Origin of the sequence: Mesorhizobium sp. B2-4-17 (assembly GCF_006441275.1) — a bacterium.
Classification (GTDB): Bacteria; Pseudomonadota; Alphaproteobacteria; order Rhizobiales; family Rhizobiaceae; genus Mesorhizobium.
Genome location: NZ_VFUX01000022.1, coordinates 43,124 through 56,422, shown reverse-complemented (window position 1 = coordinate 56,422; position 13,299 = coordinate 43,124). Strand labels below are relative to the sequence as shown.

Genomic DNA, 13,299 nt, shown 5'->3' with positions numbered 1-13,299 from the left:
CTCGGCCTCTGACGGACGTTGAGCCGATTGGATGTCGTCGTTGTGACAACTCTGAGGATTGGTGATCGATAAGTAAAATCTATTTATTTTATGACAGGCAAACTTCCTCTGATATTTGTCATAGAACTGTCGCATCCATGTCGTGGACGCATTTCAGGGTCGCGGAACCGGCCCGAGGCAGGGGTCCTGAAAGTTAAAAGGTGATGGAAATCAGGAGAATAAAACGCCTGCCGTCTGCGCCCGCAGACGAGGATCGAACGAGCGGATGGTCACCGGACGTCCGTCGAGGATTTCGAAGCAGCGGGCGAGCGTATCCTGTTCAAGCCGGCGCATCGCTTCCGCCGTGAAAAATGTGAGATGCGGAAAGAGGATCACATTGTCGCGACCGAACAATGCGCTCATCGGATGGCCGGACTTCGCCAGAGGCTCGACCGAATAGACGTCGAGCCCGGCGCCGGCTATGCGCCCGGCGAGGATCGCCTCGACGAGTGCCGCCTCATCGATCAGCGCGCCGCGAGAAACGTTGACGATGACGGCGGAAGGTTTCATGCAAGCGAGTTCGGCCTTGCCGATCAGGCCACGTGTCTTGTCGTTCAGCACACAATGGATGGAAACGAAGTCGCAGGCCTGTAGCATGGTGTGGAGATCGTCGGCCTTCTCGATGCCGGCAGCGTGCATCGTCGCTGCATCGACACCGGGATCGAAACCAAGAACCCGTGCGTGAAACCCTTGCCCGGCCATGCGCGCCATGCTGCGGCCGATCTTGCCGCAGCCGACTAGGCCCAGCGTGGCGCCGGAAATATCGCGCCCAAGCCAACGCTGCCCGGCCCAGACCCAGCCATCGCGCGACACCGCCGCCGTAATGGCCGGCAGCCGCTTGGCCAGCGCGATCATCAGCGCGAAGGCGCCTTCGGCGACGGTTTCCTCGGCATATTCGGGCACGTTGACGACCGGGATGCCGCGCCGCATCGCGGCCGGAATGTCGATGGCGTCGATGCCGACGCCATATTTGACGATGCCCTTCAATCTGGGAGCTGCCTCGATCACCGCAGCGGTAATCGGCGTGTAGCACATGAGCAGGAGGTCGGCGTCGGCGACCGCGCTGATGAGATCGGCTTCGGGAATGCCGTCCGGCAGCGTCACCAGTTCGACGCCCCTCGCCCGCAAGCCGGCGTCGATGCCGGGGCATTCGAGTTCCTGATCGGTGCGCACGGCCTTCATGGTCAGGCCGCCAGCACCGCGGCCTCGACGACATCCAGCGCGCGATCGAGATCGGCTTTCGAGATGACCAGCGGCGGCGAGAGCGTCAGCACATTGCCCTGGCTGATTTTGAAGCTCAGCCCTTGCTCCAGGCACGTGTAGAAGACGCGTTCCGCAAGTTCACGTGCCGGCTGGCGCGTGGCTCGGTCCTGGACGAGTTCGACGCCGCCCATCAGCCCCCTGCCCCTGACGTCGCCGACATGAGGCGAGCGCGCCATCAGATCCTGCATGCGTCCGAGCATGTGCCGACCGAGTTCGGCCGAGCGCTCGACTAGCCCTTCTTCCAGGATAATGTCGATTGTCGTCAGCGCGGCGCGCGTCGTCACCGGGTTCTTCTCGTGGGTATAGTGGCCAATGGCAAAGCCGCCCGTGACATCGAGGTCGCGGCGGGCAATGACGGCGGCGATCGGCAAGATGCCGCCGCCGAGCGATTTGCCGAGAACGACGATGTCGGGCGTCACGCCATCATGGTCGTGGGCGAAGAATTTTCCCGTCTTGCCGAGCCCGGTCGGGATCTCGTCGAAGATCAGCAGCGTGCCGTGCCGGTCGCAGGCCTCGCGCACCCGCTTCCAGAAACCAGGCGGCGGCGGGTTTGGCGTCGCCCGCATCGGCTCGGCGACGACCGCCGCCACGTCCTGCTCGCGGCCGAGCACGTAGGCGATCATATTGGCGCAAGCGAGCCCGGATGCTTCCAGTGAATCGTGGCCGTAGGGGCAGCGATAGCCGTCCCAGGGCGCGACATGCTCGGTGCCGGTCATCATCGGGCCGGCGATATGGGAACGGAAGGTCGCCTCGCCGCCGACGCTGGCGGCGCCGAAGCCAGCGCCATGGAAGGCGTCCCAGAACGACACCGTCTTGAAGCGGCCAGTCGCGGCACGCGCGATCTTCAGCGCCACCTCGATTGCATCCGAGCCGCCCGTGGTGAACAGCACCTTGCCGAGGTCGCCGGGTGCAAGTGCCGCCAATTTCTCGGCCAGTTCGACCGCGGGCTCGCAAGTGAAGCGGCGCGGCGCAAAGCAGAGCTCGTCGAGCTGCTTCTTGATTGCCGCCACCAGCCTTGGATGGCCGTAACCAAGGTGATGCACGCTGTTGCCGTGGAAATCCATCAAGCGCCGGCCGGCGATGTCCTCGATCCAGATGCCTTCCGCCTTGGCGATCGTCGACAGGCAGGGACTGGACAGGCTCTGGTGCATGAAAGCGGCCGCGTCGCGGTCGAGCAGGCCGCGGATACGCGGATCATCCTGGCCGGCGTCCCAGCGGCCGCGCGCCGCCGTGGTGTTGGAATCGCCCTCGGTATGCACAAGCTCAGATATTGGGGCCATAACCCTCTCCGAAACGCGAATGAGGGAGCGCGAAACGCCCCCTCGATTTGTCCTGCCAGCCAGTGTGGTCCGGTCAGGACCAGGGCAGCGAAAACGTCTTTACATTGGTATAGCTCTTCATCGCCTCGATGACGCCTTCCTTGTAGCCATTGCCCGAATCCTTGATACCGCCAAATGGCGACATCTCGATGCGGTAACCCGGCACTTCCCAGATGTTGACCGTGCCGACCTGCAGGCCGGCGATGTACCTCTGCATGCGGGGAAAGGAATTGGTGCAGACGCCCGACGACAGGCCGAAGGCGGTTGAGTTGGACAACGCGATCAGCGCCTCGTCATCGTCCGGCGCGCGCACGATGGGGATGATCGGCCCGAAGGTCTCTTCCATCACCAGTTCGGATGTGTGCGGCACACGATCGACGACGATCGGCGGCAGCAGCGCACCCTGGCGGCCGGGGTTGTAGAGGATTTCCGCGCCCTGCTCGGCGGCCATGTGAACGCGGGCTTCGAACAAAGCCGCCGCCTTCTCGTGCACAACGGTGCCGAGATCGGTCGCGCGATCCATCGGATCGCCGAAGCGGATCTTCTTCGCTCGCTCCAGCACCATCGGCACGAAACGGTCAGCGACGCTTTCCTGGACGAGGATGCGCTTGACCGCCGTGCAGCGCTGGCCGGAGTTCTTGGTTGCACCCGCGACGGCGAGATCGGCGGCCTTGGCCAGATCGTCGTCGGAGAGATCGTTGAGGATGATCAGGGGATCGTTGCCGCCGAGTTCCAGCACCTGGCGCTTGTAGCCGGCGGTGCGGGCGATCATCTTGCCGACCGGCACACCGCCAGTAAATGTGATCAGGTCGATGTTCTCGTTGGTGATCATTTCGTTGCCGATGTCGGCCGGCCAGCCGGTCACCACCGAGAGCATTTCCGGCGGCAGGCCGGCTTCGTAGAGGATGTCGGCGAGCAGCAGCGCCGTCATCGGCGTCAGTTCGGTCGGTTTCACCACCACGCAATTGTTGGTGGCGATCGCCGGTGCCACCTTGTGCGAGACCATGTTGAGCGGATGGTTGAACGGCGTGATCGCCGAGATCGCCTTCAGCGGCTCACGCGTCGTGAATATCTTGCGTGCCTTGCCATGCGGTGTGAGATCGCAGGAGAAGATCTGGCCGTCGTCCTGGATGCACATCTGCGCCGACAGCGTGAACACGTCATAGGCGCGGCCGACTTCATAGAGCGAGTCGGTCTTGGAGATGCCGAGTTCCAGCGTGATGAGATCGGAGATTTCCTCCTTGCGCGATGCCAGCGCTTCGGCGGTACGGAACAGGATCTGCTGGCGCTCGTAACGCGTCAGTTTCGATTTGTAGCCAGCCGCGATTTCGAAGGCCTGGCGGGCGTGTTCGGCGCCACCGGCCGGCACAGTGCCGATGACAGTGTCGTTCCAGGGATAGCGCACCTCGACGACGCTGTCGGCATCGACCTTCTTGCCGGCAATGCGCATCGGCTCGTGGCGAACTTTGATGGCAGGGTCAAGTTTGGTCATGTGAGTGTTCCTGGTGCTCAGTGAGCTACATTGATCTTTATCGGCTAGGCCATCGCGTCTCTGCAACGGCTTCCCCCACTCCGTCGCCGCTTCGCGGCGCCGCCTCTCCCCCCTCCGGAGGGAGAGGAAGGGAGCCAAGGCTGACGAGCCCGCGCGCCCTTCCTCTCCCCCGTCGATCGGGGGAGAGGTGGCCCGGAGGCCGGAGTGGGGGTCGACCAGTGCCATCATGGATGGCGACACACCCAACCGGCGCCCAACTCACCCGTCACGCCAAAGCCGCTGCCATGGTAGCGTAGTAGAAGGCGTCGAAATTGCGCAAGGTTGGCTCATTCGGCAGGTCCGGCAGCACGCGGTTGACGATGAACGGCACTTCCTGCTCGGTCAGCCCGCCATGCGAGCGCAGCGGTTCGTTGAGGGCCGCGAGATCATGCCGGTGTTCGCTGGTGCCAATGGTCTTGTTCTCGGTCGAGATCAGCACGATGTCGCCGATGCGGTCGGCCGGCAGTTCGAAACGTTCGCAGGCCGTCGGGCTGTCGACGACCAGCATGATGCCGTCGACCTTGGCCAGACGCGCCATGATGTCGGCCTGGTCCGCGCCATCAGGCAGATAGGCGGTGGCGAAGGAGCCGAGCGCGCCGTGGTGCACGACATAGGGATCAGTGATCGGCAGGATCACGCGGGCGGCGTCCTTTCCCAGCCATTCGTCGAGCAGGTCCTGGACATAGACGACGTCGGGCGAGCCGTCCGCCTTGTGCTTGGGCTTCATGCCATGGTCGGCGGTGACGACGATCGCCGCGCCCAGCGCATCGAGTTCGGTCAGGTACTTGTCGAACATCTCGTAGAAGGCGTTGGCCTGTGGCACGCCGGGCGCATATTTGTGCTGCACGTAGTCGGTGGTGGTCAGGTACATGATGTCAGGGCGGAATTCCTTCAGCAGTTGGACGCCTGCGGCGAAGACGAATTCCGACAGCTCAGCTGAATAGACTTCCGGCACCGGGAGGCCGAAGTGCTTCGAGGCGTTGTCGATGCCGTGCTCGGCCTTGGTGGTGGTGTCGGACTTTTCCGCCGAGAAGCACAGCGCACGGCCTTCGTCGAAAGCCAGCCCCTTGCCGAGCAGCGCGCGCAATTTGTCCTTGGCGGTCACCACGGCAACCTTGGCGCCGGCGTCGTAGAAGGCCTGGAAGATGGTCGGCGCGCGCAGGAAGCGCGGGTCGTTCATCATCACTTCCTTGCCGGTCTCACGCTCGTAGAGATAGTTGCCGCAGATGCCATGCACCGACGGCGGCCGGCCGGTGGCGATCGAGAGATTGTTGGGGTTGGTGAAGCTCGGGATGACCGAGTGCGCCATGAGCACCGTGCCCTTCTGCTTGATCCTGACCAAAGCCGGCATCAGCCCGGCATGAATAGCCTCGTCGAGATAGGCCGGCTCGCAGCCATCGAGACAAATGGCGATGGCGGGCACGCGCGGCCAGGCGTAGGTGCGGCCGTTGACGGCGACGTTAACGGGAGACATCTGGTTCATCGAAAATCCCTTGAAATCCTGCCGCTTCAGGCGGCGAGTTTGGCACGCTCGGCGATTGCCGCGGCGGGTGGAGCGGCGGTGTCGACGCCCATTTCCTTCAGTGACTCCGCCGCTGCCTCGACGACGCGGCGCATGACATGTTCGTCCATCTGGCCGATGCAGCCGACGCGGAAGGAATCCACGACCGTCAGCTTACCCGGATAGATGATGAAGCCCTTGTCCTTCATCAGCTCGTAGAAGCGATCAAAGGCGAAGTTGGCATGGGCCGGATTGAAGAAGGTGACAATGATCGGCGACAGCCAACGGTCTTTCAGCAAGGTCTCGAAACCGAGTTCGCGCATGCCGGCCACCATGACGTCGCGGTTCCTGGTGTAGCGGGCGCCACGGCCAACGACGCCGCCTTCGGCTTCGTGCTGGCGGAGCGCCTCGAGGAAGGCGGCAACGACATGCGTCGGCGGCGTGTAGCGCCATTGGCCGGTCTTGTTCATATGCGCCCATTGCGCGTGGACGTCGAGCGACAGCGAGTGGCTGCGGCCCTTGGCGGCCTCGAGTTCGCTTTTGCGGGCGATGATGAAGCCGAAGCCTGGCACACCCTCGATGCATTTGTTGGCGGAGGAAACCATCGCCTCGTAGCGGATCTCGTTGACGTCGAGCGCGACCGCGCCGAAGGCACTCATGGAATCGACCAGCAGCTTGCGGCCCTTGGCTTGGACGGCCTCGGCAATCTCGGCGACCGGATTGAGGATGCCCGAGCTGGTTTCGCAATGGATGGCGATGACATGCGTGATGGCGGGGTCGGCTTCAAGGGCTGCCGCTACCTCGTCGCCGCGCGGCGGCAGATAGTCGCCCTTGTCGATCAGCGTATAGGCACGACCGAGATACTGCATGGTCTGCGCGGCGCGCAGGCCGTAGGCGCCGTTGGCCAGCACCAGAACCTTGCCATCTTTCGGCACGAACGAGCCCAGCATCGCCTCGACGCAGAAGGAGCCGCTGCCCTGCATCGGCACGCAATCGAATTCGCCTTTCGCGTCACCGGTCAGCGCCAGCAGGCGGCGGCGCATGTCTGATGTCATGGCGCGGAAGTCGCCGTCCCACGATCCCCAGTCGCGCAGCATGGCCTGCTTGACCGAATAGGCCGTGGTGAGCGGGCCCGGGGTCAAGAGATAGGGCTCGCCCAGCGCCGGCATGGCCAGCGGCTCCGCGGCAAATTTCGTCTCGGCGAGCATGGGTGTCCTCCGACAGGTCGCTGCTTTTTGATGCGGCCTTACTCTCGGCCGGAATGACATATTTGTAAAATCGTTATTTTGTATCGAAGTATCGATTTCCACGATGGTAGAATTGCCATCTCTGTCAGGCCGGCACGGGCGCCATTGCGTCCGCGGCGCCCGTGGCCAGCCGGCTTTCAAGCAGATCGCCGCTTTGCGTCAGCAGGGGATAGGCGACCGACGCCATCAGCGAGTTGATTTCCTTCAGCGCCCTGACCGCCTCCAGATGAATGTCGCTGGTGTCGATGCTCTGCGGCATTCCCGATTGCAGGCGCTTGAGGTGACGATCATGGCTCATGCGTTCCAGCTTGCGCATACGCTCCTTCTCGACCACGAGTTGCCGCGCCGAATCGAGGTCGCCCGATACCAACACGTTGAGCGCAAGCTGCATGTTGGCCATGACACGGCTGTGAAGCCCGCCCAGTTCGCCCCAGCCGTCGCGTGAAAAGCGCAGATTCTTGTCCCGCAATTCCCCGGCAAGCACGAGCAGGTTCTTGGCGACGATATCGCCGGCCCGTTCGAGATTGATGGCGAAATCGGTGAGTTCGATGCCGCGGCGGGCCTCGGCCGCGGTCATGCTGCCGCGGTTGACCTCGGCAATGTAGAGCTTGATGTCGGTGTGGGCGCGGTTGACCTCGTCATCGAGCTTGCGCGCCTGACGGATCTGATCGGCAGTGCCGGCGTCGAAGAAATCCATCACCGGACCCAGCATCACCTCGACGACTTCACCCATGCGCAGCAACTCGCGGGTCGCGCTGGCCAGCGCAAGACGGGGTGTCCGCATGACGCTGCGATCGAGCGCGCTGGCGCGACGCGACATCAGATCAGTACTGTCCTTTGCCGGCGGCTTGTCGGCGACCAGCAAGGTCACCAGCCTTTCCACCAGGCCAGCGAAGGGCAGGCAGCAGATGACCAGAGCCAGATTGAAGGCGAGATGCAGGTTGACCAGTTGCCGGCCTTCTGTCGCACCGAAAAGATGTGTCGGGAACGCCATTTCCTGAAGGGCGAACAGGGCGGCGAGCGCGGCCGTGCCGCGGAAGATCAGATTGCCAAGGGGGATGCGGCGCGCCTCGACGGGCTCGCCGCGCGTCAGCCACACCGCGATCAGCGCACCGCCGCAATTGGCGCCGAGGATGAAGAACAGACCGACCTCGACAGGCAAGACGCCTTGCGCGGCGAGCGTGACGAACAGCAGGATCGCCGCCACGCTGGAATGGATCAGCCACGTGAACAGGGCGGCGGCGGCAAAGGCCGTGAAATAGTCCGCGCGCAAATAGGAAATCACCAAGGGCAGCAGCGTGCTCTGGCGCATCGGCGCGGTCGCCTCGCCGATCATGTGCAGCGACAACAGAACGAACGCTATGCCCATCAGGATGCGCCCACCTTGCTTGATGCCGCGCGCCTCGAACTTCAGGAACATCGCGCCGCCGATCAGGATCAGCGCGGGTACGAGCCAGCTCAAGTCGAACGAGAGCACCTGCACGACCAAGGCGGAGCCAAGATCGGCGCCAAGCAGGATTGCCAGCCCGGCCGAAACCGAAACCATACCGCTTGCGGCAAAGCCAGCTGCCAGCATGGCGACGGCCGTGGAACTTTGCAGCAGGACGGCAAGCACGGTGCCGACCCCCGCCGATTTGATCCGCGCACCGCGAGCCTGTCTCAGTGCATCGCGCAATGCAGGCCCGCAGGCCCGCTCGACGCCGGTGCGCACCATGCGCACGGCCCAGAGCAGCAGCATGACGGCACCCGCCAGATGCAGCAGGATGAGGGAAAATTGCATGGCTACGCCTCCGGAATGTCCGTGGCCGGCAGAGACGTCGACCTTTACTCAGGCTAAGTTTGACCGAACATAAGTCAAATCGTTCATTTCTATCTTTTAGTTAATCTGGCTTATGGTAAGATATCCACTCTTCCTGACCTCGAACGGCGGAAAAGATGCGCTACGTCCAGTTGCGGGCCTTTCATCAAGTGGCGATCTCGGGCGGCTTTTCGCGAGCGGCCGAAGCGCTGTTCCTGACCCAGCCGGCCATTTCCGACCAGGTGCGCAAGCTCGAGGAAGAATATGATGTCCTGCTGTTCAATCGGAACAAGAAGCAGGTCACGCTGACCCATTCGGGCCAGAAGCTGCTCGAGATAACCCACCGCATGTTCGACACCGAACAGCAGGCACTGGAACTGCTCACCGAATCGCGCGCGCTGCGTTCCGGCACGCTGCGCATCGTCGCGGACGCCGCACATCACCTGCTTCATATCCTCGGCAGCTTCCGGGCCCGTTATCCCGGCGTCCAGGTGTCGGTGCGCGCCGGCAACACCGAGACGGTCATCAGCAGCCTCTACAGCTATGATGCCGACATCGGCGTGCTGGGCGAGGTGCCGGCCGGGCGAGACTTCGAAGTGCTGAAGCTCAACTCGACGCCGATCATCGCCTTCACCTCCATCGACCACCCGCTGTCCGGCAAGAAATCGCTGACCCTCAAGCAGCTCGCGCAGGAATCGCTGGTCATGCGCGAGCGCGGCTCGAAGACCCGCCAGAAGCTCGAAGACCTCGCTGCTGCCTCGAAGGTCGAACTGAGGCCGGTGATCGAGGCCGAGGGCCGCGAGGCCGTCCGCGAGATCGTCGCCTCGGGCGCCGGCATCGGCTTTGTCTCGGCGGCCGAATTCGGCCAGGATTCGCGGCTCGTCCCGATCACCATCGACGCTCCCGAAACCTTGATGGACGAAGCGCTGATCTGCCTGCGCGAGCGCAGCGGCGGCAAGCTGGTGCGCGCCTTTCTCGACATGGCGCGCTCGATGTCGGCGGATTAAGCGGCGGCGCGAACCTCAACCCTATCCGCCTTCACCCGCTCTGATTTCGGATCGTAGGGGCTGCGCAGGTGCGCCGTTGCCGTATGGCGAACGCCAGCGAGGTCGATTTCGAAACGGCCACCGCTGAGGAATTGGGCGTCGACGCCGGTTTCGTTTTCGACCAGCCCGAGCGCGACCGAGCGGCCCAGCGTGTGGCCATAGGCCGCCGAGCGAACCTCGCCGACCGGCTTGCCGTCACGCAGGATCAGCTCACCGCCCCACAGCATCGGCTCGGCATCGTCGAGCGTGAACAGCACGATGCGCTTGGCCGGTGCCGCCGCAGACCTTGCCTCGACCAGCGCGTCGCGGCCGATGAAGCCGCCCGGCTTGTCGATAGCGACGGCAAAGCCAAGCCCGGCCTGCCAAGGGTTGATATCCGGCGTCAATTCCCTGCCCCAGGCGCGAAAACCCTTTTCGATGCGCAAGGCATCGAGCGCGTAGTAGCCGGCGTCAGCCAAGCCGAATTCACCCCCTGCCTCATGCAGCGCCTCGTAGACGCCAACGGCGAATTCTGTCGGCACGATCAATTCCCAGCCGAGTTCACCGACATAGGTCATGCGGTTGGCATGGGCGGTGGCATGGCCGATATCGATCTCGCGGATGGCGGCGAAGGGAAAGCTCGCGTTGGAGAGATCGGCCGAGGACAGTTTGCCGAGAAGATCGCGCGAGTGTGGTCCCATCACGGCCAGCACGGCATAGGCCGAGGTGACGTCGGTCAGGATCGCATGGGCGTCGGCCGGAATGTTCCTGACGATCCAGTCAGCGTCGTGGACCGCTTGCGCGGATCCTGTGACGATGAGGAACTTCTCCGCATCCAGCCGCATCACGGTGAGGTCGCTTTCATAGCCGCCACGCGCGTTGAGCAAGCCCGTGTAGACCGACGTACCTATAGGTACATCGACATTGCCGGCGCAGATCCGGTTCAGCACGGCGCAAGCGTCGCGGCCCTGGACAAGCAGTTTTGCGAAAGACGTCTGGTCGAAGATGGCGACGGCCTCGCGTGTCGCCTTCATCTCGCGGCGGACCGCCTCATGCCAATTCTGGCGGCCGAAGGCGTAATCGTTCTCGGCCTTCTCTCCTGGAGCAGCGAACCAGTTGGCGCGCTCCCAGCCCATCTTTGAGCCGAAGCAGGCGCCCCTGGCGGTCAGCCGGTCATAGAGCGGCGAGCGTCGGAAGGGCCGCGCGGTGTCGAGTTCACGGTTCGGCCATGGCATAGCGTAGTGCAGGCCGAGTGTCTCCTTGACCCGGTCATGCAGCCAGCGCGGGTTGTTGTTGAAGGAAGCGAAGCGCCTGATATCGACCGGCCACAGATCCATGGTGGGCGCACTGTTGACGATCCATTCGGCCAGCGCCCTGCCGGCGCCGCCGGCGCTGGCGATGCCCATCGAATTGAATCCAGCGCCGACATAGAAATTCTTCAGTTCCGGCGCCTCGCCAAGGATGAAATTGTTGTCCGGCGTGAAGCTTTCGGGACCGTTGTAGAATTTCTTGACCTCGGCATGCGCCAGCTGCGGCACGCGGACCAGCGCGTTTTCCATCAGGATCTCGAACTGGTCCCAATCGTCGGGCAGCAGCGCGAATTCGAAATTTTCGGGGATGCCGTTCATGCCCCAGGGCTTGGCATGCGGCTCGAAGCCTCCCATGATCAGGCCGCCGACCTCTTCCTTGAAATAGATGAAGCCGTCGGGATCGCGCATGACAGGCAGGTCAGGATGCACACCCTCGATCCTGCCGGTGACGATATACATGTGCTCGGCCGAATGCAGCGGTACCGAGACGCCGCACATCAGTCCGACCTTGCGCGCCCACTGGCCGGCGCAGTTGACGACGATCTCGGCGGCGATGCTGCCGTGGTCAGTTTCGACACCGCAGGCGATGCCGTTCCTGACGCTGATGCCTGAGACCTTGACCCGCTCGAGGATTTTCGCGCCGCGGTTGCGCGCACCCTTGGCCAGCGACTGCGTCAGATCAGTCGGATTGGCCTTGCCGTCGCCTGGCAGCCAGACGGCACCGACCAGATCGTCAATCGCCATGACAGGCCACAGATCGCCGGCCTCGCTGGGCGAGATGACGTTGATCTCCACGCCCTGAGCACGCGCCGACGCTGCCGTGCGCTTCAGCACCGTCATGCGATCCGCGGTACGCGCAACCGACAGCGAACCGCAGTTCTTCCAGCCGGTGGCGAGACCGGTCTCAGCCTCCAGTTCGCTGTAAAGCTGGGTGGAGTATCTGATCAGGCTCGTCATGTTGGAGTGGCTGCGCAACTGACCGACAAGACCGGCGGCATGCCAGGTGGTGCCGCCGCTGAGTTGTCCCTGCTCGAGCAGGACAACATCGGTCCAGCCGAGTTTTGTCAGATGATAGGCGACCGAGCAGCCAATGATGCCGCCGCCGACGATGACAACGCGAGCGTGGATGGGAAATTCATTTGCCATGAGCGTTCCGCCATTGGAGGGATGGCCGGGATACTAACATAGCAATGCCAAATATCAACTCAAAATCTCACAAATTATCACATCAAGCAACGATGAGTTCTGGCCCCTTTTGCGAAAGCGCTTCCGCAAGCGCTGGTTCGGGATTGGCGTCGACGATCACGCCGGCGGCCCGTTCGAAATTCGGAATCCTGAGCGGTGTCAGCTTGCCGAACTTGCTGCTGTCGAGCACGAAATAGGCCTTGCCGGCGAGCGCGATCATACGGCCGCGCTGCTCGGCGCCGGCACGGGTGAAGTCCGTCACGTCGCCTTCCGGCGACAGGGCACCACCACCGAGAAAGGCGATGTCGACGCGAAAGCGGGCCATTGCATCAAGCGTGTCGATGCCGGAAGCCGCCTCCTCGCCCGGATCGATCTCGCCGCCCAGCATATGCACGCGCATGCCCGGCACATGGCACAGATGCAGCGCTATCTTCAGGCTTGCCGTGCAGATGGTGAGATCGCGCAGTTCGGTCATGGCATGCGCGACGGCCAAGGTGGTGGTGCCGGAATCGAGAAAGACCACCATGCCATCCTTGACCAGACCGGCGGCGGCCCTGCCGATCGCCGCCTTGCCATGGGCATTTTCCTGGCTGCGCAGGCTCATCGCCGGTTCGCTCGGTTCGAAGCGGGCGGCACCGCCATGCACGATGCCGAGCCTGCCCTGCTCCGAAAGCAGCTTCAGATCGCGGCGGATGGTTTCGCGCGAGACCTCGAAGAACCCGGCCAGTTCGGCGACACTGACGGAGCCTTGGGCGCTCAGCCGCCGCAGGATTTCGTCATGGCGGCGCGGGGCAAGGGCGCGCACCGGCAGGCGGCTGACGGGAGACATGGCGATCCTCTTGTCGAGCATTGACGTTGCAATATGTGGCAGTGAACTCGCATAGACGCAACCGCGCCCGACGTGGCCGGTATCGATCGGCACTCTATTTGTCAGTCGAGGTTAGGGTTTTCGCGACAAGCCACCGCCCTCTATCGCGTTGACGAGCGTCTCGCTCCCTTCGCGCAGATACTGCCGCAGAACGCTCGCGGCTTTCCTGCCGTCGCGCTCGCGGCAGGCGGCCAGCAGTTCGCGATGCTCCAT

The 13,299-nt window shown here is 63.4% G+C and carries 10 protein-coding genes; 1 reads left to right on the top strand and 9 read right to left on the bottom strand.

From position 1 onward, the window contains the following. Positions 1 to 210: 210 nt before the first annotated feature. From FJ548_RS18345 to FJ548_RS18315, 6 genes are all read right to left on the bottom strand, one after another. Positions 211 to 1,221: an NAD(P)-dependent oxidoreductase gene (locus tag FJ548_RS18345; protein WP_140698658.1), complete on the bottom strand. Its 1,011-nt coding sequence runs from the start codon at positions 1,219 to 1,221 to the stop codon at positions 211 to 213. Between the two features lie 2 nt (positions 1,222 to 1,223). Further along, complete coding sequence (locus FJ548_RS18340; RefSeq protein WP_140607441.1) at positions 1,224 to 2,582, bottom strand: aspartate aminotransferase family protein; 1,359 nt, start codon at positions 2,580 to 2,582, stop codon at positions 1,224 to 1,226. Between the two features lie 73 nt (positions 2,583 to 2,655). Next, on the bottom strand, positions 2,656 to 4,113 hold the full coding sequence (gene phnY / locus FJ548_RS18335) for a phosphonoacetaldehyde dehydrogenase (RefSeq protein ID WP_140607442.1): 1,458 nt from the start codon (positions 4,111 to 4,113) through the stop codon (positions 2,656 to 2,658). A gap of 265 nt (positions 4,114 to 4,378) precedes the next feature. After that, positions 4,379 to 5,635, bottom strand: a complete 1,257-nt coding sequence (gene phnA / locus FJ548_RS18325; protein ID WP_140698661.1) for a phosphonoacetate hydrolase — start codon at positions 5,633 to 5,635, stop codon at positions 4,379 to 4,381. A gap of 26 nt (positions 5,636 to 5,661) precedes the next feature. Continuing rightward, on the bottom strand, positions 5,662 to 6,861 hold the full coding sequence (locus FJ548_RS18320; RefSeq protein WP_140607445.1) for a 2-aminoethylphosphonate--pyruvate transaminase: 1,200 nt from the start codon (positions 6,859 to 6,861) through the stop codon (positions 5,662 to 5,664). Positions 6,862 to 6,985: 124 nt separating this feature from the next. After that, positions 6,986 to 8,680, bottom strand: a complete 1,695-nt coding sequence (locus tag FJ548_RS18315; protein ID WP_140607446.1) for a Na/Pi cotransporter family protein — start codon at positions 8,678 to 8,680, stop codon at positions 6,986 to 6,988. Positions 8,681 to 8,835: 155 nt separating this feature from the next. Between FJ548_RS18315 and FJ548_RS18310 the strand changes: the two genes are divergently transcribed. Then, positions 8,836 to 9,705 (top strand): LysR substrate-binding domain-containing protein, encoded by an 870-nt coding sequence (locus tag FJ548_RS18310; RefSeq protein ID WP_140607447.1) that lies wholly within the window; start codon positions 8,836 to 8,838, stop codon positions 9,703 to 9,705. On the opposite strand, the gene FJ548_RS18305 is transcribed toward FJ548_RS18310, so the two are convergent. The 3 genes from FJ548_RS18305 to FJ548_RS18295 all read right to left on the bottom strand — a co-directional run bounded on the left by FJ548_RS18305 (position 9,702) and on the right by FJ548_RS18295 (position 13,299). After that, complete coding sequence (locus tag FJ548_RS18305; RefSeq protein WP_140607448.1) at positions 9,702 to 12,179, bottom strand: FAD-dependent oxidoreductase; 2,478 nt, start codon at positions 12,177 to 12,179, stop codon at positions 9,702 to 9,704. The genes FJ548_RS18310 and FJ548_RS18305 overlap by 4 nt on opposite strands. Before the next feature lie 82 nt (positions 12,180 to 12,261). Then, on the bottom strand, positions 12,262 to 13,047 hold the full coding sequence (locus FJ548_RS18300; protein ID WP_140607449.1) for a DeoR/GlpR family DNA-binding transcription regulator: 786 nt from the start codon (positions 13,045 to 13,047) through the stop codon (positions 12,262 to 12,264). Positions 13,048 to 13,158: 111 nt separating this feature from the next. After that, complete coding sequence (locus FJ548_RS18295) at positions 13,159 to 13,299, bottom strand: hypothetical protein (protein WP_226890568.1); 141 nt, start codon at positions 13,297 to 13,299, stop codon at positions 13,159 to 13,161.